The sequence below is a fragment of the Streptomyces sp. PKA51 genome (genome assembly GCF_057552455.1).
In genome coordinates, this window is the sequence record NZ_BAAJPZ010000007.1 from 26571 (window position 1) to 48067 (window position 21497).

The 21497-nt window shown below is 70.9% G+C and carries 21 protein-coding genes; 16 read left to right on the top strand and 5 right to left on the bottom strand.

Annotated elements, in window-relative coordinates:
- Positions 1-22: 22 nt before the first annotated feature.
- From AC27L3_RS13170 to AC27L3_RS13200, 7 genes are all read left to right on the top strand, one after another.
- Positions 23-670, top strand: coding sequence for a histidine phosphatase family protein (locus tag AC27L3_RS13170; protein ID WP_487234394.1), 648 nt, complete (start codon positions 23-25; stop codon positions 668-670).
- Positions 671-864: 194 nt separating this feature from the next.
- A complete protein-coding gene (locus AC27L3_RS13175) occupies positions 865-2214 on the top strand; it encodes a polysaccharide deacetylase family protein (RefSeq protein ID WP_487234220.1) in 1350 nt (449 codons plus the stop codon).
- A 23-nt stretch (positions 2215-2237) separates the two neighbouring features.
- Complete coding sequence (locus tag AC27L3_RS13180; protein ID WP_487234221.1) at positions 2238-2861, top strand: TlpA family protein disulfide reductase; 624 nt, start codon at positions 2238-2240, stop codon at positions 2859-2861.
- An 88-nt stretch (positions 2862-2949) separates the two neighbouring features.
- A complete protein-coding gene (locus AC27L3_RS13185; protein WP_344438508.1) occupies positions 2950-3654 on the top strand; it encodes a cytochrome c biogenesis CcdA family protein in 705 nt (234 codons plus the stop codon).
- 3 nt (positions 3655-3657) lie between these two features.
- Positions 3658-5442 (top strand): cytochrome c biogenesis protein ResB, encoded by a 1785-nt coding sequence (gene resB, locus AC27L3_RS13190; RefSeq protein WP_487234222.1) that lies wholly within the window; start codon positions 3658-3660, stop codon positions 5440-5442.
- Positions 5439-6518 carry a c-type cytochrome biogenesis protein CcsB gene (ccsB, locus tag AC27L3_RS13195; RefSeq protein ID WP_487234223.1) on the top strand — a complete coding sequence of 360 codons (1080 nt, stop codon included), beginning with the start codon at positions 5439-5441 and terminating at the stop codon, positions 6516-6518. The genes resB and ccsB overlap by 4 nt, the downstream gene beginning before the upstream one ends.
- 94 nt (positions 6519-6612) lie before the next feature.
- Entirely contained in the window at positions 6613-7134 is a 522-nt protein-coding gene (locus AC27L3_RS13200) for an SRPBCC domain-containing protein (RefSeq protein ID WP_487234224.1), read from the top strand.
- Positions 7135-7313: 179 nt separating this feature from the next.
- Here AC27L3_RS13200 and AC27L3_RS13205 read toward each other — a convergent pair whose 3' ends face one another.
- The gene (locus AC27L3_RS13205; RefSeq protein WP_487234225.1) at positions 7314-7604 is read right to left on the bottom strand and encodes a PLD nuclease N-terminal domain-containing protein; all 291 of its coding nucleotides are present in this window, start codon (positions 7602-7604) and stop codon (positions 7314-7316) included.
- 110 nt (positions 7605-7714) lie between these two features.
- On the opposite strand from AC27L3_RS13205, the gene AC27L3_RS13210 reads away from it, so the two are divergent.
- Both AC27L3_RS13210 and mqnP read left to right on the top strand, forming a co-directional pair.
- Positions 7715-9166 (top strand): menaquinone biosynthesis decarboxylase, encoded by a 1452-nt coding sequence (locus tag AC27L3_RS13210; protein WP_487234226.1) that lies wholly within the window; start codon positions 7715-7717, stop codon positions 9164-9166.
- Positions 9163-10068, top strand: coding sequence for a menaquinone biosynthesis prenyltransferase MqnP (gene mqnP / locus AC27L3_RS13215; protein ID WP_487234227.1), 906 nt, complete (start codon positions 9163-9165; stop codon positions 10066-10068). The genes AC27L3_RS13210 and mqnP overlap by 4 nt, the downstream gene beginning before the upstream one ends.
- Before the next feature lie 74 nt (positions 10069-10142).
- Here mqnP and AC27L3_RS13220 read toward each other — a convergent pair whose 3' ends face one another.
- Positions 10143-11222, bottom strand: coding sequence for a hypothetical protein (locus AC27L3_RS13220; protein ID WP_487234228.1), 1080 nt, complete (start codon positions 11220-11222; stop codon positions 10143-10145).
- Positions 11223-11450: 228 nt separating this feature from the next.
- Between AC27L3_RS13220 and AC27L3_RS13225 the strand changes: the two genes are divergently transcribed.
- Positions 11451-12140 (top strand): UbiX family flavin prenyltransferase, encoded by a 690-nt coding sequence (locus AC27L3_RS13225; protein ID WP_487234229.1) that lies wholly within the window; start codon positions 11451-11453, stop codon positions 12138-12140.
- Here AC27L3_RS13225 and AC27L3_RS13230 read toward each other — a convergent pair.
- Positions 12137-12268 carry a hypothetical protein gene (locus AC27L3_RS13230; RefSeq protein WP_344438516.1) on the bottom strand — a complete coding sequence of 44 codons (132 nt, stop codon included), beginning with the start codon at positions 12266-12268 and terminating at the stop codon, positions 12137-12139. The two genes, AC27L3_RS13225 and AC27L3_RS13230, sit on opposite strands and share 4 nt — an antisense overlap.
- Before the next feature lie 141 nt (positions 12269-12409).
- Between AC27L3_RS13230 and AC27L3_RS13235 the strand changes: the two genes are divergently transcribed.
- The 4 genes from AC27L3_RS13235 (at position 12410) to AC27L3_RS13250 (ending at position 15997) form a co-directional block, all read left to right on the top strand.
- The gene (locus AC27L3_RS13235) at positions 12410-12865 is read left to right on the top strand and encodes an Lrp/AsnC family transcriptional regulator (RefSeq protein ID WP_126914801.1); all 456 of its coding nucleotides are present in this window, start codon (positions 12410-12412) and stop codon (positions 12863-12865) included.
- A gap of 80 nt (positions 12866-12945) precedes the next feature.
- Positions 12946-14109, top strand: a complete 1164-nt coding sequence (gene mqnE, locus AC27L3_RS13240) for an aminofutalosine synthase MqnE (protein ID WP_487234230.1) — start codon at positions 12946-12948, stop codon at positions 14107-14109.
- A gap of 80 nt (positions 14110-14189) precedes the next feature.
- Positions 14190-14471, top strand: a complete 282-nt coding sequence (locus AC27L3_RS13245; protein ID WP_487234231.1) for a DUF4229 domain-containing protein — start codon at positions 14190-14192, stop codon at positions 14469-14471.
- A 197-nt stretch (positions 14472-14668) separates the two neighbouring features.
- Positions 14669-15997, top strand: coding sequence for a dicarboxylate/amino acid:cation symporter (locus tag AC27L3_RS13250; RefSeq protein WP_487234232.1), 1329 nt, complete (start codon positions 14669-14671; stop codon positions 15995-15997).
- A gap of 66 nt (positions 15998-16063) precedes the next feature.
- Here AC27L3_RS13250 and AC27L3_RS13255 read toward each other — a convergent pair whose 3' ends face one another.
- Positions 16064-17098: an ETX/MTX2 family pore-forming toxin gene (locus tag AC27L3_RS13255; protein WP_487234233.1), complete on the bottom strand. Its 1035-nt coding sequence runs from the start codon at positions 17096-17098 to the stop codon at positions 16064-16066.
- A gap of 352 nt (positions 17099-17450) precedes the next feature.
- Here AC27L3_RS13255 and AC27L3_RS13260 point away from each other — a divergent pair, with 352 nt between their 5' ends.
- On the top strand, positions 17451-18095 hold the full coding sequence (locus AC27L3_RS13260; RefSeq protein WP_487234234.1) for a TetR/AcrR family transcriptional regulator: 645 nt from the start codon (positions 17451-17453) through the stop codon (positions 18093-18095).
- Positions 18096-18398: 303 nt separating this feature from the next.
- Positions 18399-20273, top strand: a complete 1875-nt coding sequence (locus AC27L3_RS13265; RefSeq protein ID WP_487234235.1) for an AMP-dependent synthetase/ligase — start codon at positions 18399-18401, stop codon at positions 20271-20273.
- A 28-nt stretch (positions 20274-20301) separates the two neighbouring features.
- Here AC27L3_RS13265 and AC27L3_RS13270 read toward each other — a convergent pair whose 3' ends face one another.
- Positions 20302-21453 carry a lipase family protein gene (locus AC27L3_RS13270; RefSeq protein WP_487234236.1) on the bottom strand — a complete coding sequence of 384 codons (1152 nt, stop codon included), beginning with the start codon at positions 21451-21453 and terminating at the stop codon, positions 20302-20304.
- Between the last annotated feature and the right edge of the window lie 44 nt (positions 21454-21497).

Below are 21497 nucleotides of genomic sequence, written 5' to 3' on the forward strand. Positions count from 1 at the left end.
CGACATCACCGTCGTCCATCTGATGCGGCACGGCGAGGTGCACAACCCCGACGGCGTGCTCTACGGCCGCCGGGCGGGCTACCACCTCTCCGAGCTGGGCCGGCGGATGGCCGACCGGGTGGCCGAACACCTGGCGGAGCGGGACGTGACGTACGTGGTGGCCTCGCCGCTGGAGCGGGCGCAGGAGACGGCGACGCCGATCGCGAAGACGCACGGCCTGGAGCTGGCGACGGACGAGCGGCTGATCGAGGCGGCGAACGTCTTCGAGGGCAAGACCTTCGGCGTGGGCGACGGCGCGCTGCGCAAGCCCGCGAACTGGCGGCACCTGACGAACCCGTTCCGTCCGTCGTGGGGCGAGCCCTACGTGGAGCAGGTCGTGCGGATGATGGGGGCGCTGGACGCGGCGAAGGACGCGGCGCGCGGGCACGAGGCGGTGCTGGTGAGCCATCAGCTGCCGATCTGGATCGTGCGCAGTTTCGTGGAGAAGCGCAGGCTGTGGCACGACCCGCGCAAGCGGCAGTGCACGCTGGCGAGCCTGACGACGTTCACCTACCGGGGCGACCGGATCGTCTCGGTGGGGTACAGCGAGCCGGCGCGGGACCTGGTGCCGGCGCATCTGCTGGCGGGTGCGAAGCCGGTGAAGGGCGGCCAGAAGGCGTTCGGGGCCTGAGAAGGCCGCGGGGAGTGCGCGTCGGGTGCGGTGCGCCCGGCGCGCGCCGTACGCCTGGCGGAGCGCCAGAACACCCCCAGGGGGCGGGAAATCCCTCGATAACTGCGCAACCGTCGTAATCCGGCGCGCCCTCATACTCAATGTCCATTTATATGGACGGCGTATGGTATGGGGGCAAATCGGATGGAGCCGACATGCGCGACATCAGCCGCCGGGACCTGCTCGGCATGGGGATGGGAGCAGGTGCGGCCGCGGCGCTCGGCGGGGTCGCGGGCTGTTCGCAGTCCGGGGACGACGAGGTGGTGGCCACCGGCCCGGGGCCGCGGCAGCGCGGCCACGAGGCCAAGGCGAAGGCGCGGCTGATCGGCGACGGCTCGACGGCGGACACCGGCACGCAGCCGGAGCAGCCGCCGAAGCCGGTGCCGCTGGAGCCGGGGGAGAAGCCGCCGCAGTTCGTGATCTTCTCGTGGGACGGGGCCGGCGAGGTCGGCAACGGCCTCTTCCCGCGCTTCCGCAAGCTCGCCCGGGACCACGGCGTGAAGATGACCTTCTTCCTCTCGGGCATCTACCTGCTGCCGGAGTCGCGCAAGCGGCTGTACGAGCCGCCGAACAACCCGGTCGGCGCCTCCGACATCGGCTACCTGTCCGACGAACACATCAAGGCGACGCTCAAGAACCTGCGGGCGGCCTGGCTGGAGGGGCACGAGGTCGGCACGCACTTCAACGGGCACTTCTGCACCGGGCACGGTTCGGTGGCCCGCTGGACGCCGGAGGACTGGGCCTCGGAGATCGACCAGGCCGTCTCCTTCGTCACCCAGTGGCGCACCCACACCGGCTTCACCGACCTGGAGCCGCTGCCCTTCGACTACCGCAAGGAGCTGATCGGCGGCCGGACGCCGTGCCTGCTCAACCAGGAGGGGCTGCTGCCGACGGCGGCGCGGCTGGGCTGGCGCTACGACGCGAGCTCCTCGGGCGGCGAGCAGGTCTGGCCGCGCAAGAAGCACGGGCTGTGGGACCTGCCGCTGCAGCAGATGCCCTTCCCGGGTCACTCCTTCGAGGTGTTGTCGATGGACTACAACATCCTCGCCAACCAGTCGAAGAACACCACCCGCGGCGTGCCCGACCACTACCCCTCCTGGCGCCGGCAGGCGACCGAGTCGTACATCGCCGGGTTCGACCGGGCGTACGAGACGAACCGGGCGCCGTTCTTCGTGGGCAACCACTTCGAGGACTGGAACGGCGGGATCTACATGGACGCCGTGGAGGAGGCGCTGAAGTACATCGCCGACGACAAGCGGCGCGACGTGCGGCTGGTGTCCTTCCGGCAGTTCGTCGACTGGCTGGACGTGCAGAAGCCGGAGGTCCTCGCGCACCTGCGGTCGCTGGACGTGGGAGAGAAGTGGCACGGCAAGGCGGCCGCGGCCGGGAGCCGCCCCAAGCCGCGCCCGCAGGCCACTCCCGAGCGGGAAAAGGAGAAGGAGCCGCCCGCCGGCTGGGAGCGGGAGTCCTCCGACGAGACCGAGGGGGGTGCGGAAGATCCCTAAACTGCCCATGCGAAACTTTTCACATGAGTGCCTGCCGCGCCCTTCGACGCCCACTTCCACGCCGTCGTACCACCGTGCCGGCGATCGGCGCGGCCCTCGCGGCGCTGATGCTCAGCGCCTGCGGCTCCCACGACTCCGCGGGAGGCGGCGGGCAGACGCAGTTCGTGCAGGGCACGGGCGGTGTGGACGTCGTCAAGGAGCGCAGCGGCCGGCAGGCGGCGCCCGAGCTGTCGGGCAGGACGCTCGACGGCAAGGACCTCGACGTCGCCAAGGAGTACAAGGGCAAGATCGTCGTCCTTAACGTGTGGGGCTCGTGGTGCGCGCCCTGCCGGGCCGAGGCCAAGAACCTCGTCGCCGTCGCGAACGACTTCAAGGACAAGGGTGTGCAGTTCGTCGGGCTCGACACGCGCGACCCCGACCCGGCGCCCGCGATCGCCTTCGAGAAGGAGTTCAAGGTCCCCTACCCGAGCCTGTACGACTCCTCCGGCAAGCTGCTGCTGCGCTTCCCCAAGGGCAGCCTGAACCCGCAGTCGATCCCCTCGACCGTCTTCATCGACCGCGACGGCAAGATCGCCGCCCGCGCCATGAAGGCCCTGAGCGAGGACGAGCTGCGCCAGACGCTCGCCCCCCTGGCAGCGGAGAAGTGACCCCGTGAGCACCGGGTCCCCCACCGCCGTGCACGTGCTCGCCGCCGTGACCGACACCAACCAGACCGTGCTGTCCGGGGCGCTGCTGATGGCGCTGCCCGTGGCCGTGCTCGGCGGGCTCATCTCCTTCTTCTCGCCCTGCGTGCTGCCACTGGTGCCCGGCTACCTCTCCTACGTCACCGGCGTCAGCGGCGCCGACCTGGCCGAGGCCCGGCGCGGCCGGATGGTGGCCGGCTCCTCCCTCTTCGTGGCCGGCTTCTCCGCCGTCTTCGTCTCCGCCGGCGCGTTCTTCGGCTACTTCGGCCGGACGCTGCAGGAGTACAAGGGGACGATCTCCATGGTGCTCGGCGCCCTGACGATCGTGCTCGGCCTGGCCTTCATGGGCGCGCTCGGCTTCTTCGGGCAGCGCGAGTTCCGCTTCCACACCAAGCCGGCGCTCGGCCTGGCCGGCGCGCCCGTGCTCGGCGTGCTCTTCGGCCTCGGCTGGACGCCGTGCATCGGCCCGACGCTCGCCGCCGTGCAGTCGCTGTCCTTCAACCAGGCCAGCGCCGGCCGCGGCGCGCTGCTGACCGTCGCCTACTGCCTGGGCCTGGGCCTGCCCTTCGTCGTGACCGCGGTCGCCTTCCGGCGCGCCCTCGGCGCGTTCGGGTGGGTCAAGCGGCACTACGCCTGGGTCATGCGGGCCGGCGGCGGGATGCTCGTCGTCGTCGGCGTGCTCCTGGTCACCGGGGTGTGGGACAGCATGGTCGGCGAGCTGCAGACGTGGTCGAGCACCTTCACCCCTGGGATCTGATCGATGGCCAAGACGAACGGCCCCGCCGGCACCGAAGCCGGCCCGGACGCCCCTGACACGACGGAGACCGTGGACACTGCGGCCGCCGCCGCGCTGTCCACGGCGCCCGTCGACGACGACGCCGAGGGCGGCCGCGCCGTACCCGGCTCCTTCGGCGGCGTCCGCCGGCCCGGCGCGCTCGGCGCGCTGGCCTGGGCCGGGCGCGAGGCGCTGGGCTGGGTGCGCTGGTGCTGGCGGCAGCTGACCTCCATGCGGGTCGCGCTGATCCTGCTGTTCCTGCTCTCCCTGGCCACCGTCCCCGGCTCCCTCGTGCCGCAGACCGGCGTCGACGAGCTCAAGGTCGAGCAGTGGCGCGACAAGCACGGCACCCTCGCGCCGATCTACGACAAGCTCGGCCTCTTCCACGTCTACAGCTCGGTGTGGTTCTCCGCGATCTACATCCTGCTGTTCGTCTCCCTGATCGGCTGCATCGTCCCGCGCACCTGGCAGTTCGTCGGCCAGCTGCGCAGCCGCCCGCCGGGCGCGCCGCGCCGGCTGACCCGCATGCCCGCCCACGCCACCTGGCACACCTCCGCCGAGCCGGAGCAGGTGCTGGCGGCCGCCGAGCGGCTGCTGCGCCGGCGCCGCTTCCGCGTCGAGCGCGCCGCCGACTCCGTGGGCGCGGAGAAGGGCTACCTGCGCGAGGCCGGCAACCTCCTCTTCCACGTCTCGCTGATCGTGATGCTGGTGGCCTTCGCCTCCGGCCAGCTGTTCAAGTCCGAGGGCGGCAAGCTGGTCGTCGAGGGCGACGGTTTTTCGAACACGCTCACGCAGTACGACGACTTCAAGTCCGGCTCGCTGTTCAGCGCCGACGACCTCGACCCGTTCGGGTTCCGCCTCGACAGCTTCTCCGGGTCCTACGAGCGCACCGGCCCGCAGAAGGGCACCCCGCGCGACTACGCCGCCCACATCACGTACTGGGACGGGCCCGACGGCACGCCCCGCAAGGCCACGGTCAAGGTCAACGAGCCGCTGGAGACGGCCGGCTCGAAGGTCTACCTCATCGGCCACGGCTACGCGCCGATGGTCACCGTCCGCGACGGCAAGGGCGACGTGGCCTTCCGCGGCCCGATGCCCTCACTGCCGCTGGACAGCAACGTCACCGAGACGTCCGTGCTGAAGGTCCCCGACTACCGGGACAAGGACGGCAAGGAGTCCGACCTCGGCTTCAAGGGCAACTTCGTGCCCACGCTCGACCTGCGGGCCGGCACGATGCTCTCCCAGTTCCCGGCGCTGGACAATCCGCGCCTGGTGCTGACCGCCTACCGGGGCAACCTGGGCCTGGACTCGGGCGTGCCGCAGAGCGTCTACCAGCTCGACGACTCCAGGATGAAGCAGTTCACCGACCCCGACGGCTCGAAGTTCGCGCAGATCCTCAAGGTCGGCGACACGATGACGCTGCCGGACGGGGCGGGCACGCTGCACTTCGACGGCATCCGGCAGTGGGCGACCTTCCAGGTCTCCCAGAAGCCCGGCAACGGCCTGGCGCTGGCCGGCGCGGTCGGCGCCCTGGTGGGCCTGGCCGGCTCGCTGTTCGTCCAGCGCCGCCGCGTGTGGGTGCGGGCCCTCGCCGGCGAGGACGGGCGTACGGTCGTGGAACTGGCCGGCCTGGCCCGCAGCGAGTCCGCCCGGCTGCCCGAGGAGCTCGCCGCGCTGGCCGCCGGCCTGCAGCCCGACGCGCCGCCCGTCGCCCCCGAACCCGGCACCCCAGCCGACACAGCCGAACCGTCCGAAGGAGCGCGCGCGTGACCCTCGCGGCTGCAACCAACGAGAACCTGGCCCACATCAGCAACTGGCTGGTCTATTCGGCCATGGCCGTCTACACCCTCGCCTTCCTCGCGCACATCGCCGAGTGGGTCTTCGGCAGCCGCAGCGCCGTCGGGCGCACCGCGGCGGCGATCACCGCCGAAGCGGCCGCGGCCCCCGCGGTGAGCGTGACGGTCAAGCAGTCCGGCGGCGGCACCGCCGTCCTGGAGCGGCCCAAGGTCGTCACCCGGTCGGCCCCCGGCAGCCGGGACGTGCCCGACGGCCCGGGTGCGGCCGGCACCAGCGAGAAGGGCGACCTGTACGGCCGCATGGCCATCTCGCTGACGGTGCTCGCCTGGGCGCTGCACGCCGGTGGCGTGCTCACCCGCGCGCTGTCGGTGCAGCGGGCGCCGTGGGGCAACATGTACGAGTTCTCGACGACGTTCGCGATGGTCGCGGTCGCCGTCTACCTCGCGCTGCTGGTGGCGAAGAAGAACATCCGCTGGCTGGGCCTGCCCCTGATCACCACGGTCCTGCTGGACCTGGGCCTGGCCGTCTCGGTGCTCTACACCGCCAGCGACCAGCTGGTGCCCGCCCTGCACTCGTACTGGCTGTGGATCCACGTCTCCTGCGCCATCCTCTCCGGCGCGGCGCTGTACGTGGGTGCGGTCTCGACGTTCTTCTACCTCTTCCGCGACGGCTACGAGGCCCGGCTCGCGGAGGACCGCCCCCTGCGGAAGATCGACAACGCCCTCTCGCGGCTGCCCTCGGCGGCGACGCTCGACAAATTTGCCTACCGCATCAACGCCACCGTCTTCCCGCTGTGGACGTTCACGATCATCGCGGGCGCGATCTGGGCCGAGGCCGCCTGGGGCCGCTACTGGGGCTGGGACCCCAAGGAGGTCTGGTCCTTCATCACCTGGGTCGCCTACGCCTGCTACCTCCACGCCCGCGCCACCGCCGGCTGGAAGGGCCGCAAGGCCGCGATCCTGGGCCTGCTGGCCTTCTCCTGCTACCTGTTCAACTACTACGGCGTGAACATCCTGCTGAGCGGCAAGCACTCGTACGCGGGCGTCTGACCACGCAGCACGCGCACCGAGGCCCGCTTCCCCGTTCGGGGGAAGCGGGCCTTTGCGCGCGCGCCGCGCCCCCGGGCGTGCTAGAGGTGGACCCATGGAGATCCCCTCCCCCTACGGCGCGGCCGAGTCCCAGGGCGACATCCACACGCTGCGCTACGAGCTGTCCATCCCCTACCCCGTCGACGAGGTGTGGGACGCGATCGCCACGCCCGAGGGACTGCCGACGTGGCTGGCGGTCGCCGAGCCGTTCGAGCAGCGCGAGGGCGGGGCGATCACCCTGCGGTGGCAGAACACCGACGCACAGGGGAACGCCACCGTCGCGCCCGGGCGGGTGACGGCGTGGCAGCCCAAGCGGGTGGCGGAGTACACCGTGGAGATCCACGGGCGGATCCGCTTCGAACTGGAGCCGGGGCCGCTCGGGGTCGGCGGCACGCTGCTGCACTTCACCAACGAGATGACCGGCACCGAGGACGTGCGGCTGGACTGCCTCGCGGGCTGGCACCACCACTTCGAGTACCTGCTGCAGGCCCTCGGCGGAAACCCGGCCGACTGGTCGGCGTGGACGACGGAGCGGTGGCGGCAACTGCGCGACGAGTACCGCGGCAAGCACGGTTAGGCGCAGTGCCCCGTAGGGCGCGGGGAACTGCGCGATCGGCCACCGACGGCCCGCAGCCGACGCACCACCCCGGGCGCACACGGCACCTCGTCCGCGGGCGCGTCGTGGCTTGTCGCGCAGTTCCCCGCGCCCCTACGGGGCGCCGTGGTGGCGCGTAACGAAGACCCGCCGGACAGGCGCTAGCGCTGCGGGCCCTCGTCCTCGTCTCGCTTGAGCGAGCGCAGGAATTCGGGGTTGTCGTCGGGCGCCACCCAGCGGCCGCCGCCGGCCGTGGGGCGGGTCGCGGCGCGCGGGCGGCCGGCGATCAGCCAGGCCACCGGGCCGAGCAGTACCTCGCCGAAGAGCAGGATGATCAGCACCCAGGCCATCTTCGGCAGGTTGCGGACCTCGTCCTCCGGCGTGTTGAGGCAGTCGATGAACGCGTAGATCCACAACGCCAGTACCAGCAGGAACGGCAGATACCTCAGCATCGGGAAGCCCCCCGGAGTACGGCGTGGACACGGCGCGGGAACGGCGTGCGCGGGCCGCAGGAGCGGCCCCGTGACCGCTCCAGCCTAGTGCGTGCTCGATACTGGAACGCATGGCTTACGACGATCTTCGCTCCTTCCTGCGGGCCCTGGAGCGCGACGGCGATCTCAAGCGCATCACGGCCGAAGTCGACCCGTACCTGGAAATCGGGGAGATCGTCGACAGAGTGAACAAGTCCGGCGGGCCGGCGCTGCTCTTCGAGAACGTCAAGGGCGCCTCCATGCCGCTCGCGATGAACGTCTTCGGCACCGACCGCCGCCTGCTGAAGTCGCTCGGCCTGCGCTCGTACGACGAGATCGGCGAGAAGATCGGCGGTCTGCTCAAGCCGGAGCTGCCGCACGGCTTCACCGGGGTGCGCGAGGCGTTCGGCAAGCTGGGCGCGATGGCCCATGTGCCGCCGCGCAAGATCAAGGACGCCCCCGTCCAGGAGGTCGTCCTCACCGGCGACGACGTCGACCTGGAGCAGCTGCCGGCGTTGTTCACCTGGCCCGAGGACGGCGGCTCCTTCTTCAACCTCGGCCTGACCCACACCAAGCACCCCGAGACCGGCGTGCGCAACCTCGGCCTGTACCGCCTGCAGCGGCACGACAAGCGCACCATCGGTATGCACTGGCAGATCCACAAGGACAGCCGCAACCACTACCAGGTGGCGGCCAAGCGGGGCGAGCGGCTGCCGGTCGCCATCGCCTTCGGCTGCCCGCCGGCGGTGACGTACGCGTCGACGGCGCCGCTGCCCGGCGACATCGACGAGTACCTCTTCGCCGGCTTCGTCCAGGGCAAGCGCATCGACATGGTCGACTGCAAGACGGTGCCGCTGCAGGTGCCGGCCAATGCCGAGGTCGTCCTGGAGGGCTGGCTGGAGCCGGGGAAGATGCTGCCGGAGGGGCCCTTCGGCGACCACACCGGTTTCTACACGCCGCAGGAGGACTTCCCGGCGCTGACGATCGACTGCGTGACGATGCGGCGCCGGCCGCTGCTGCAGTCCATCGTCGTGGGCCGGCCGCCGACGGAGGACGGCCCGCTGGGCCGGGCCACCGAGCGGTTCTTCCTGCCCCTGCTGAAGATCATCATCCCGGACATCGTGGACTACCACCTGCCCGAGGCCGGCGGCTTCCACAACTGCGCGATCGTCTCGATCGACAAGAAGTACCCCAAGCACGCGCAGAAGGTCATGCACGCCATCTGGGGCGCGCACATGATGTCGCTGACCAAGCTGATCGTGGTCGTCGACGCCGACTGCGACGTCCACGACCTGCACGAGGTGGCCTGGCGGGCGCTGGGCAACACCGACTACGCCCGCGACCTGACCGTCGTCGAGGGCCCGGTCGACCACCTCGACCACGCCTCGTACCAGCAGTTCTGGGGCGGCAAGGCGGGCATCGACGCGACCGCCAAGTGGCCCGAGGAGGGCTACACGCGTGACGGCGGCTGGCCGCACATGGTGGAGTCGGACCCGCAGACGGCCGCCAAGGTCGACCGCCGCTGGAAGGAGTACGGGCTGTGAGCTCCGCTGCCGCCGCCGTCCCGCAGCCCGGGCGCACCAGGGCCTTCCTGCGCCTGGTGATGATCGAGCACTCGGTCTTCGCGCTGCCCTTCGCCTACATAGCGTCGCTGACGGCGATGTACTTCAAGAACGGTCACATCGGCTGGTGGCGGCTGCTGCTGGTGACCGTCGCCATGGTGGGCCTGCGCACCTTCGCGATGGCCTGCAACCGCATCATCGACCGCGAGATCGACGCCCGTAACCCCCGCACCGCCGGCCGCGAGCTGGTCACCGGCGCGGTCTCGGTGCGCTCGGCGTGGACGGGTGCGCTGGTGGCCGTCGTCTTCTTCCTGGGCGCGGCCGCCCTGCTCAATCCGCTGTGCCTGGCGCTGGCCCCCATCGCGGTGATCCCGATGGTGGTCTATCCGTACGGCAAGCGCTTCACCGATTTCCCGCACGCGATCCTGGGCCTGGCCCAGGCCATGGGGCCGGTCGGCGCGTGGCTGGCGGTGACGGGCGCGTGGTCGTGGGACGCGGTGGTGCTGGGCCTGGCGGTGGGCGTGTGGATCGGCGGCTTCGATCTGATCTTCGCCTGCCAGGACGTGGCGGCGGACCGGGCGCACGGGGTGAAGTCCACCCCGGCCCGCTTCGGCATCCCGGCGGCCCTGTACGGCGCCCGTGCGTGCCACGTCGTCACGACGGCCCTGCTGGTCTGGTACGCGCTGCTGACGCACGCGGGGGTGTTCTTCTGGACGGGCCTGCTGGTGGTGGCCGCGGCGTTCGTCTACGAGCACTCCATCGTCACGCCGCGCGACCTGTCCCGGCTGAACCGGGCCTTCTTCACGGTCAACGGGTTCATCGGCATCGCTCTTTTCCTGTGTGCGCTGCTGGACCTGCTGGTGCGGGGCCTGGGCGTGCTCTGACGGGCGCCTCGCGTACGACGAGAGGGCGGCACCCCCACCGGGGTGCCGCCCTCTCGTCGTGTCGTACGAGGACGTCAGACGTCCTTGCTGCCCTTGCCGGCGCCCATGGCGAACATGGCGGCGCCCATCAGGTCCTGCGGCTTGAGCTCCTTGGCCCCGGCGGGGGCGGTGAGAGCGGCGGCGCCGTTCTTGAACGTGATGGCGATCGGCAGCGGGCCGTGGAGCTTGTCCTCGGCCTTGGCGTCGTCGTTGAACTGGGCGGCGTCCAGGCTCAGGCCGGCGAGCATGCCGTCCTTGATCGACAGGTCGAAGACGAGGTTCTTGTTCTTCTTCTTGTCGAGCTCGTCGAGGTCCTTGTTGAGCTTGTCCAGCGACGGGGACTTGTCGCCGAGCTTGTCCTTGAGCGGCTTGAGGCCCTCGGCGAAGTCCTTGGCGACCTTGTTCGCCGGGACGGTGGCGGTGACGTGCTCGACGCCGTTCTTCTTGCCCGCGTCCTTGACCTCGGCGTTGTCGACCAATGCGCGCTGCAGGACCTCGTAGACCTTCTTCTGGGTCTCGGGGTCGGGCTGCGTGCTCTTTCCGCTGCCGGACTTGTCCATCGACTTGGCGAATTCCTCGAAAGTCGCCTTGTCGAGGCTGACCCACTCGCCCTTGAGGGCGTTCTTGGCGCCGCCCAGGGAGTCGGGGAGCTGGTCGGCCTGCCCGATCAGCTTCTCCATCGTCCGGCCTTCGGCGCCACCCGAACCGGGCTTCTTGCCGTGCTTCTCCGCGAAGGCCATGACGGCCTTGAGGTCGACGCGGAAGTAGCTCTTGTCGCCGAGCTGGCGGGCCTCGAAGACGGGCTTGTCGCCGCCCTGGCCGAGCTGCATTCCGTACCTGAAGCTCTTGTCGTCCGCCTTGGCGTCCTTCAGGGCCGTGTCGGAGCCGAAGGAGTAGTCGAGCTTCAGCTTGGCGAGCATCGCGGCGTCGTCACGGGTGAAGTCGTCCTGGCCCTGCATGGCCTTGAAGATCTGATCGGCATTGGCGTCGAATCCGATCTCCATGGAGAGCGACTTCTGCTTGCCGAGCTTGTCGAAGGCCTGCTTGACCTTGGCGGCCGTGCTGAGGCTGTTGCTCGGGTCGCAGGCCGTGGAACCCGCGGCGATGATCGCCACGACGCCGGCGGCGGCCAGAGCCTTTCGCGTGGTGTGGATGGTGCGCTCCCCCGTAGACGGAACTTGGCAAAAGATAACTAAAGTGCAAAACGATCGATCATGTCAAAGCTCTTTTACGACATCCTGACAGGGCTCAACTCGCCTTTCGCACAGGCCCCCTCCGTTACCGTTCCCCGGCCGGACCGCCTGGTCAGGACCGCAGTGGGAGGCGCCGGATAGGCTCGGGGCGTGGAGCCGTACGAACACACAGCGCAGCGCCGGCCCTGGGTCGTGGGGGTCTCCGGTGCGTCCGGGACGCCGTACGCCGCGGCCGTCGTGCGGGGGCTTCTGGCGGCGGGGCAGTCCGTGGACCTCGTGGTCAGCCGGGCCGCGCGGCTGACGCTGCTGGACGAGACCGGCATTCGCTTCCGGGACGCGCACTGGCAGGAGGACCTGCGCAGCTGGCTGGCCCTGGGGGCGGACGGCAAACCGCACGCCTTCGACGCGGACGTCTCGGACGTGCGGTACTGGGCGGCCGGTGACCTGGCCGCGGGTCCCTCGTCCGGGTCGTACCCCGTGCGGGGGATGCTGATCGTGCCCGCGAGCACCGCCTGTGTGGCCGGCGTGGCGCTGGGACTGTCGAAGGACCTGCTGCAGCGGGTGGCGAGCGTGACGCTCAAGGAGCGCCGGCCGTTGATCGTCGCGGTGCGGGAGACGCCGCTGAGCGGGCAGACGCTGCGCCAGCTCGTGGCGCTCGACGATGCGGGAGCCGTGGTGCTGCCCGCTTCGCCGGCGTTCTATGCGGGGGCGACGCACATCCAGGATCTGGTGGACTTCGTCGCCGGGCGGGTGCTGGACGCGGCAGGGGTGCCGCACCGGCTGTACCGCCGTTGGGAAGGAGAGCTCGGTGGTGCGAGCGGTGCTCGCGAGAGCGGTTAGCGCTTCTTGTCGCGCGCCAGGCGGAGCTTGGAGGCGCGGCGCGGAGCGGCGGACTGGTGGGCACGCGAGCGGTTGGCCAGGTCCTGCAGCTCGCGCATACGGGCGTAGGCCATCTCGATCGAGTACACGGGTGCTTCACTCCTGAGAGATCGAAGGATCGTCGTTGATTCGCTGATCTGGTGAAAGATTTACGGGGTCTGGCGCCCCGTACGCCTTAGATTCTACACGTAAACCGGCGAGATCGCTGATTATTTGAAAGGTTCCAGGCTATGGACGCGGTGGACAGGCAGCTCATCCAGGCGCTGCGGGAGAACGGCCGGGCCTCGTACGCCGAACTGGGCAGGCTGGTGGGCCTGTCCGGGCCGAGCGTGACGGACCGGATCAACCGCCTGGAGGCGGCCGGTGTCATCACCGGCTACCGGGCGACCGTCAACGCCGCCTCGCTGGGCCTGGGCGTCACCGCCCTGATCGGCATCCAGCTCTCCGACGCCGCCGACCACGAGGACGTGGCGCGCCGGCTGCGCGACCTGGAGGAGATCGAGGACTGCTGGTTCATCGCCGGCGACGACTCCTACATGCTCAAGGTCCGCGTCGGCGACGTGGACGGGCTGGAGCGCACCATCCGCCGCCTGTCCGGCACCAAGGGCGTCAGCCGCACCCGTACCACCATCGTGCTGTCGACCAAGTGGGAGAACCGGGTGGGAGAGCTGCCCGAGGACGTCTGAGGGCGGGGGAGTAGGCTCGATCCGGTTGCGAGGGGACAACCGGACCGAACCTTGTCGGATGTAGCGAAAGAGGCGGACGCATGGACGCTGGGCTCAAGCGCGAGCTCGAGGAGAAGGTCTTCGCCGGTGAGCGGCTGACCCGCGAGGACGGCATCGCCCTCTACGAGTCCGACGACCTCGCCTGGCTCGGCGGGCTCGCCCACCACGTCCGGACGAAGAAGAACGGCGACGTCGTCCACTTCAACGTCAACCGGCACCTCAACATGACCAACGTGTGCACGGCTTCGTGCGCGTACTGCTCGTTCCAGCGCAAGCCGGGCGAGAAGGACGCGTACACGATGCGCATCGAGGAGGCCGTTCGCCTGGCCAAGGCCATGGAGAACGAGAACCTCACCGAGCTGCACATCGTCAACGGCCTGCACCCCGCGCTGCCCTGGCGCTACTACCCCCGCTCGCTGCGGGAGCTGAAGAAGGCGCTGCCGAACGTCTCGCTCAAGGCGTTCACCGCCACCGAGATCCACCACTTCGAGAAGATCTCCGGCCTGTCCGCCTCCGAGATCCTCGACGAGCTGATCGACGCCGGCCTGGAGTCGCTGACCGGCGGCGGCGCGGAGATCTTCGACTGGGAGGTGCGGCAGCACATCGTCGACCACGAGACCCACTGGGAGGACTGGTCGCGCATCCACCGCCTGGCGCACTCCAAGGGCCTGAAGACGCCCTGCACCATGCTCTACGGGCACATCGAGGAGCCGCGCCACCGCGTGGACCACGTGCTGCGGCTGCGTGAACTGCAGGACGAGACCGGCGGCTTCCAGGTCTTCATCCCGCTGCGCTACCAGCACGACTTCGTGGACATGAAGGACGGCAAGGTCCGCAACACCCTGCAGGCCCGCACCACCATGGCCACGGGCGCCGAGGCGCTGAAGACGTTCGCCGTCTCCCGGCTGCTGTTCGACAACGTCCCGCACGTGAAGGTCTTCTGGGTCATGCACGGTGTGCAGACCGCCCAGCTCGCCCTGCAGCACGGCGCGGACGACATGGACGGCTCGGTCGTCGAGTACAAGATCACGCACGACGCCGACAACTACGGCACGCCCAACAAGCTCACCCGCGACGACCTGCTGGAGCTGATCCGCGAGGCCGGCTTCCGCCCGGTCGAGCGCAACACGCGCTACGAGGTCATCCGCGAGTACCCCGGCCCCGACGCCTCGCTGCGCGAGACGCCGCAGCCGATGCGTGCGTGACCGGTACGCGGGGGGCGTGTTTGACTGGATGCGGCCCGTCGGGCCGTCCGTGAGAAGTGCTGGAGAAGAAGGTCCCGCCCGTGAGTAGCCACAAATACGCCTCGCTCCGTTACACCGCCCTGCGTATCGGCCTGCTCGTCGCATGCTTCGCCGTCGTGTGGGTGCTGTGCTACGTCCGCCTCGTCCCGCTCGGGATCGGCGGCTCCAACATCTTCTGGATGCTGCTGCTCGCCCTGATCATCTCGGCGCCGCTGAGCCTGGTGCTGCTGCGCAAGCAGCGCGACGCGATGTCGGAGCAGATCGTCGACCGCGTGGACCGGGCGAAGGCGAAGATGGCCGCCAACGCCGGCCAGGAGGACTAGGACCGGAGACAACGAGAGGGGCAAATCGCCCTTTTCGTGTAACTCTCCTCACATCGCGCCTCGCTCGCACCCTGCGCCCCGCCGTGGAACCACCGCTCCACGGCGGGGCGCAGGCGTGTTCCGGGGCGCTTTTTGCATGCGCGCTCCTCAAAGTCAACCTTTGGGGTGCTCAAAGCATGGGTGTTAGGGTGACCGGCATGTCCACGTCCCCGTCTCCCGCCGCCCCTCCGCGCGGCCGCACCGCCCGCTTCCCCTCCATACCCTTCTGGGCCCAGATCCTGCTCGGCCTGGTCCTCGGTGCCCTGCTCGGCTGGGTCGCCCGGAGCGGCGACATCGGCTGGCTGCAGACCACCCTGGCCAAGACGGGTGACCTGTTCATCCAGCTGCTGATGGTCGTGGTCGCCCCGCTGGTGTTCTTCGCCATTCTGGTCTCGATCACCAATTTGCGGAACGTCTCCAACGCGGCCCGGCTGGCCACCCGCACCCTGCTGTGGTTCATGATCACGTCGCTGATCGCGGTCGTCATCGGCCTCGCCATCGGCCTGCTCACCGACCCCGGCTCCGGCACCGGCCTGACCGCCGCCGACGGCGCCGACCCGAAGAAGAAGGGCTCCTGGCTCGACTTCCTCACCGGCATCATCCCCACCGACGTCATCACGCCCTTCACCGAGCTGAACGTCCTGCAGATCGTCTTCATGGCCGCCGCCGTCGGCATCGCCGTCCTGCAGGTCGGCGAGAAGGCCCGCCCGCTTCTCACCCTCAGCGAGTCCGTCCTCGAACTGCTGCAGAAGGTCCTGTGGTGGGTCATCCGGCTCGCCCCGCTCGGCAGCCTCGGCCTCGTCGGCAAGGCCATCTACAAGTACGGCTGGGACCTGCTCGGCAAGTACGCCACCTTCACCGCCGACATCTACGTCGGCTGCGCCCTGGTGCTGTTCGTCGTCTACCCCGTGCTGCTGGCCACCGTCGCCAAGGTCAACCCGCTGCGCTTCTTCCGCGGCGCCTGGCCCGCCATCCAGCTGGCCTTCGTCTCCCGCTCCTCCGTCGGCACCATGCCGCTGACCCAGAAGGTCACCGAGCGGCTCGGCGTGCCCAAGGAGTACGCCTCCTTCGCGGTGCCCTTCGGCTCCACGACCAAGATGGACGGCTGCGCCTCCATCTACCCGGCCATCGCGGCGATCTTCGTCGCCCAGGTCTTCGGCGTCCACCTCGACGTGCGCGACTACGTCCTGATCGCCTTCGTCTCCGTCATCGGCTCCGCCGCCACCGCGGGCCTGACCGGCGCCACGGTCATGCTGACCCTGACCCTCTCGACGCTGGGCCTGCCCATGCAGGGCGTCGGCCTGCTGCTGGCCATCGACCCGATCCTGGACATGATGCGCACCGCCACGAACGTGGCCGGCCAGTCGGTGATCCCGATCATCGTCGCCGCGCGGGAGAAGATCCTCGACCGCGAGGCGTACGACACGGCCGACGGCTCCAAGCTCGACGCCGACCCCGAGCCGCAGCCGGCCCTGGCCACGGCCTGAGCCTCCCGATCGCCGAACGCCCCCGGCTCCGCAGTGGAGCCGGGGGCGTTCGCCGTGGCACCCGCATCACCGGCCGGGCGCCCCGGCCTTGAGAGCGGCCACCGTGTACGCGTACGGGTGGGAGACGGCCGCCGGGGCGGGGGCGGGGCCGTTGGGCCGGTAGCCGACCGTCACCTCGAACTCGGCGCCCGTCTGGGCCGTGTAGGTGCCCAGGCCCGGGACGGCGACCGTGTGGTGGTCGGTCAGGTAGACGCCCGGCGGCAGGGGAACCGCGGCAAGAGCCGTGTCGTACACCGGTTCCGTCGTCGAGCGGACCGTGTGGCCCGGGGCGCAGGCGCCGTCGCTGTTGCAGTCCGTGCGGATCAGGGATCTGGTGAAGCTTCCGCCCAGGTCGCCGACGAGGTGCACCGTGCCCGTGCTCTTCGTCTGCAGGAGCACGACCCGGACGACGGCGGTGGTGTGGGCCGGCACGGGGACCTGCTGGGGCGTGGCGGTGTACGTCTGCTCCTCCGACGTCGTCCGGGTGCCGGACTCGCCCCACGTCCACGTCGCGGTGAACTCCGCACCACCCTTGAGGGCGTCGCCGAGCCGGGCCTCCGCGGAGACCTTGGTCGAGGTGGCGAACTGCCGGGTGACGGTGGTCGACACCGTCTGCGTCACCGCCTTGCTGAAGCCCTGGCTGGTGAGCGTCATCGGGCTGTCGGTGGTGTTGGTCAGCTCCGAGGTGCCCACGAACCAGCTGGCGCCGGGTCCGGTGACCGGGTCGCCGTCCGGGATGACCTGCAGGTGGGAGAAGGTGACGCCGGAGGCGTCGTTGCGGGTCGAGACATGGCTGGTCGTGGGGATGCTGCCGCGGCCCCACTGGTAGCTCCAGTGGCGGTTGTCCCACGTGGCCGCGTAACTCCGCTCGGCGTCCCAGGTGGCGGCATCGCCGTACTGCACCAGGTCGGTCAGCAGACCGTCGAGGTCGGCGGGGTACGGCGGGGCGCCGTGGCCGGCGGCGAAGGCGTTGCCGGGTGCCGCCGCGACGGCGAGGGCCGCCATGGCGGCGACCGGCACCACGAGGCGGGCGAGGCCCCTGGGGCGCATGGACTTCTTCACGGGTTGCTCCCTGGATCACGCGGCTCCGCCCGCATCGCTCGGGATGCCTGTCGGCAGGAGCCGTTGGTCTCAGCCAACCCCCGGTAACCGTGACGACCGGAGTTGTTGATGCTTTCGATGCGGCCGTGCGGCCTGCCCTGACGCGTTCCTTGCGGGGCCGACGGGGAGGCGGTGTCCGCGGCTTGATCCACGCCCTTGACGTTTTCGGGGCCTGTGATATTACCTGCCCGTAGCGTGACGGGGGAGGGAGGGATTTTTTGTCATGACGGTCGCGAGTGACGCACAAACCGTTCCGGCCACGCCGGCCCCGGGGCCCGCCGGACGCAGGCGCGCAGGGGGAAAGGTGCGGCGCATGCCGCGCGAGGTACGGGAACGGCAGATGCTCGACGCCGCCGTGGAGGTCTTCGCCCGGCGGGGCTACCGGGCGGCCTCCATGGACGAGATCGCCGAACTGGCCGGGGTCTCCAAGCCGTTGGTCTACCTCTACCTGCAGTCCAAGGAAGAGCTCTTCGGCGCCTGCATCCGGCGCGAGGCGCACGCCCTGATGGAGGCGGTCACGGCAGCCGTCGAACCCGACGCCCCGGCGGACGCCCGGCTGTGGAACGGGCTGCGCGCCTTCTTCGCGCACACCGCCGACCACCCCGACGGGTGGGCACTGCTCAGCTGCCAGGCCCGCACGCACGGCGAGCCGTTCACGCCGGTGGTGGCCGAACTGCGACAGCAGATCGTGGACGTGGTCACCCGGCTGATCGCCGCCACCTGCGAAGGCGCGGGCGAGGCCGGGGCGCCGGCCGACCACGAGATCTCCGGGCTCGCGCACGCGCTGGTGGGCGCCGCGGAGTCACTGGCCGGATGGGCCAACTCGCCGAACGGCGCGCAACCGTCGGCGAAGGAGACCGCGGCGACGCTGATGGATGTGGCGTGGGTGGGCCTGGAGAACCTCGTCTCCGGACGACGCTGGTCGCCCACGACTTCTCCTCCGGAGGAGGCCCCGTAGGGGCACGGGCTGCCGTCCGCCGACTGCGGGCCGCCGGTGGCTGATCGCGCAGTTCCCCGCGCCCCTTACGGGGCACTGCCCCAGGGCCTGTCCGGCGGATCTTCGTCGCGGGGCACCACGGCGCCCTATAGGGGCGCGGGGAACTGCGCGGCGAGCCGCCACGCGGCCGCAGGCGCAGGTTGGGGTTGGCCCGCGGGTCTACGGGCGCGGTCTGGTGGGGGGCTTGGGGGCGGGCGTACATTTGCGGCCACGTCCTACCGCCGGGTAGGCGATCGCATGTGGGTCTTTGAACAGGAGCCGCACATGTCCGCATCCGTGCCACCCCGCACCACCACCGTTGCCGGCGTCGTACGGGAGGCGGCCGTGCCGGCCCTGGTGGCGCCCGTCCTGCACGGTTCGCTGGGGGATCTGCCGTTCGACAACGCCGAGGCCGACCCGTGTTTCGTCGCACTCGGCCGCAAGGAGGCCGGCGGGTTGTGGCGCGAGGTGACCTCGGCCCGTTTCGCGGCCGAGGTGCGTGCCGTCGCCAAGGGGCTGGTTGCGCACGGCCTGCGCCCGGGCGACCGGTTGGCGCTGATGGCCCGTACCCGCTACGAGTGGACGCTGCTGGACTTCGCCGGCTGGGCGGCGGGTCTGGTCACCGTGCCGGTCTATCCGACGTCCTCCGCCCGCCAGGTGCACTGGATACTGAAGGATTCCGGGGCCGCGGCGTGTCTGGCGGAGACCACGGAGCAGGTGCGGCTGATCGCCGCCGCCCGCCCGGATCTGCCGGCGCTGGCCCACGTGTGGCAGTTCGACGCGGGCGCGGTGGAGCGGCTGATCGCCGCCGGGCGGGGGCTGCCGGACAGCGTGATCGACGAACGGCGCGCCACCCGCGGCCCGGAGGACATCGCCACCCTCGTCTACACCTCCGGCACCACCGGCCGTCCCAAGGGCTGCGTCCTGACGCACGCCAACTTCTTCGCCGAGGTCGACAACGCCACCGAACTGCTGCACCCGGTCTTCCGCACCCTCAGCCGCCGGCCCGCCTCGACCCTGCTGTTCCTGCCGCTGTCCCACATCCTGGGCCGCATGGTCGCCGTCGGCTGCCTGCGCGCCCGGGTGCGGCTGGGGCACACCGCATCGATGGCCGCCGACGACCTGCGTGCCGACCTGGCCACCTTCCGGCCCACGTTCCTGCTGGCGATCCCCTATGTGCTGGAGAAGATCTACAACACCGGCCGGGCCACGGCCGAACGCATGGGCCGCGCCGCCGCGTTCGACCGCGCCTCGGGCGTCGCGACCCGCTACGGCCAGGCGCTGGCCGCGCGGCAGCACGGCACCGGGCCGGGCCCGGGCCTGCGGCTGCGTGCCGCCCGCGCGCTGTACGACCCGCTGGTCTACCGGCAGGTGCGCGGGGCGCTCGGCGGCCGGGTCCGCCATGTCATCAGCGGCGGTTCCCCGCTGGGGGTGCGGTTGACCGCGTTCTACGCCGGTGCCGGCATCGAGGTCGTCGAGGGGTACGGGCTGACGGAGACCACCGCGGCCAGCACTCTGACCCCGCCGGACGCCCCGCGCCCCGGCACGGTGGGCCGGCCGCTGCCGGGCAGCGCGGTGCGCATCGCGGACGACGGCGAGGTGCTGCTGCGCGGGGCGCACGTCTTCGCGGGCTACTGGGACGCCGCGAAGGAGGAAGCGGTCCGGGAGGGCGAGGGGGAGTGGTTCGCCACCGGCGACCTGGGTGCCCTCGACGCCGACGGCTATCTGACGATCACCGGCCGCAAGAAGGAGATCATCGTGACGTCCGGGGGCAAGAACGTCGCCCCCGCGCCGTTGGAGGACCGTGTGCGGGCCCATGCGCTGGTGGAGCAGTGCGTGGTGGTGGGCGACGACCGGCCGTACGTCGCCGCCCTGATCTCCCTGGATCCGGACGGGCTGGAGCACTGGGCGCGCATGCACGGCCTGGACGGCGTGCCGGTGGAGGAACTGGTGCACGATGCGGGCCTGCTGGCCGAGGTGCAGGCGGCGGTGGACGCGGCGAACGAGGGGGTCTCGCGGGCGGAGTCGATCCGGCGGTTCGCGGTGCTGGAGGGGGAGATCTCCGAGCGCAGCGGCCATGTGACGCCCTCGCGCAAGCTGAAGCGGGAGGTCATCGCGCGGGACTTCGCGCAGGTGATCGCCGGGTTGTACGAGCGCTGAGCGCGCCCGTACGACCCGGCGGCGGGCGTCAGCAGTTGCCGTCGGTCGGCCGCCCGGCGAAACGATCCGCCAGCCAGTCGGCGGCGGGGATCGCCTCGGCGACGGCGCCCACGACGTGTTCGGCCAGCGGCAGGGACTTCCACTGGACGGTGGCGCCCTTGGCGCACCAGCCGGCGCGCAGCCCGGTGCCGACCTCGTAGGGGATCAGCTCGTCGAGCACGCCGTGGTAGAGGTACACGGGGCGGTCGGGGGCGTGGGTGCCGAGGGCGGAGGAGCGCAGGGCGCGCTGCCAGTCGCCCTCCTTCAGCGGGTTCTTCACGGTCACGTCGGCGATCTTCTTGAAGAGGCCGGCGGCGACGTCGACGACGACGCAGTGCTGCGTGAAGTAGTCGATGTACCGGCGGCCCTCGTCGTTGAGGTACCTCTCCAGGTGCAGCTCGGGGAAGGCCGCGTTCTGGCCGGCCGCGGCCATGAGGATCAGGCCGGCGCCGACGTTGCCGTCGTTGTACTCGGCGGTCCTGAGCAGGTCGGCGGGGACGCCGCCGGCGGCGGTGCCGCGCACGTCGAGCTCGGGCGCGTACGAGTCGTGCAGTTCGGCGGCCCAGCTGCCGGCCTGGCCGCCCTGGGAGTAGCCCATGATGCCGACCGGGGACGCGCCGAGCCCGGCCTGCGGCAGCCGCCGGGCGGCCCGGGCGGCGTCGAGGACGGCCTGGCCCTCGGCGCGGCCGACGGCGTAGGTGTGGTCGCCGGGGGTGCCCAGGCCCTCGTAGTCGGTGACGACGACGGCCCAGCCGCGGGCGGTGAGCAGCTGGATGAGGTTGGCCTCGACCGTCGTGCCGTACGGGAAGCCGGCGGAGGGCGCGCACCGGTCGGCCAGGCCCACGGTGCCGACCGCGTAGGTGATCAGGGGGCGCGGCCCGGTGCGGCCGTCCCGGGGGACGATCACGGTGCCGGAGACGACGTTGGGCGTGCCCTTGGCGGTGGTGGAGCGGTAGGTGATGTGCCAGGCGCGGGTGTTCGTGGGCTGGCCGGGCAGGGGGTGGAAGGAGGTGGGGGCGGCGCTGACGATGTCGCCGGGGGACCCCGTGGCCGCCTCGGCGGCCGTGGCGGTGCCGCCCGTCAGGCCGAGGACGGCGGTCAGGGCGGCGAGGGCGGTGAGGGCTCTGGTGCGCAGGCGCATGCGGCTCTCCCAACATCCGTGGGATGACGTTCGGTTGGGGTGAG

Coding starts and splice junctions, on each gene's coding strand:
- AC27L3_RS13270 (WP_487234236.1), bottom strand. CDS start 21,453: ATGCGCCTGCGCACCAGAGCCCTCACCGCCCTCGCCGCCCTGACCGCC.
- AC27L3_RS13260 (WP_487234234.1), top strand. CDS start 17,451: ATGCCGCGCGAGGTACGGGAACGGCAGATGCTCGACGCCGCCGTGGAG.
- AC27L3_RS13235 (WP_126914801.1), top strand. CDS start 12,410: ATGGACGCGGTGGACAGGCAGCTCATCCAGGCGCTGCGGGAGAACGGC.
- mqnE (WP_487234230.1), top strand. CDS start 12,946: ATGGACGCTGGGCTCAAGCGCGAGCTCGAGGAGAAGGTCTTCGCCGGT.
- AC27L3_RS13180 (WP_487234221.1), top strand. CDS start 2,238: ATGAGTGCCTGCCGCGCCCTTCGACGCCCACTTCCACGCCGTCGTACC.
- AC27L3_RS13175 (WP_487234220.1), top strand. CDS start 865: ATGCGCGACATCAGCCGCCGGGACCTGCTCGGCATGGGGATGGGAGCA.
- AC27L3_RS13250 (WP_487234232.1), top strand. CDS start 14,669: ATGTCCACGTCCCCGTCTCCCGCCGCCCCTCCGCGCGGCCGCACCGCC.
- AC27L3_RS13210 (WP_487234226.1), top strand. CDS start 7,715: ATGGCTTACGACGATCTTCGCTCCTTCCTGCGGGCCCTGGAGCGCGAC.
- AC27L3_RS13200 (WP_487234224.1), top strand. CDS start 6,613: ATGGAGATCCCCTCCCCCTACGGCGCGGCCGAGTCCCAGGGCGACATC.
- AC27L3_RS13205 (WP_487234225.1), bottom strand. CDS start 7,604: ATGCTGAGGTATCTGCCGTTCCTGCTGGTACTGGCGTTGTGGATCTAC.
- AC27L3_RS13170 (WP_487234394.1), top strand. CDS start 23: ATGCGGCACGGCGAGGTGCACAACCCCGACGGCGTGCTCTACGGCCGC.
- resB (WP_487234222.1), top strand. CDS start 3,658: ATGGCCAAGACGAACGGCCCCGCCGGCACCGAAGCCGGCCCGGACGCC.
- AC27L3_RS13265 (WP_487234235.1), top strand. CDS start 18,399: ATGTCCGCATCCGTGCCACCCCGCACCACCACCGTTGCCGGCGTCGTA.
- AC27L3_RS13185 (WP_344438508.1), top strand. CDS start 2,950: ATGGCGCTGCCCGTGGCCGTGCTCGGCGGGCTCATCTCCTTCTTCTCG.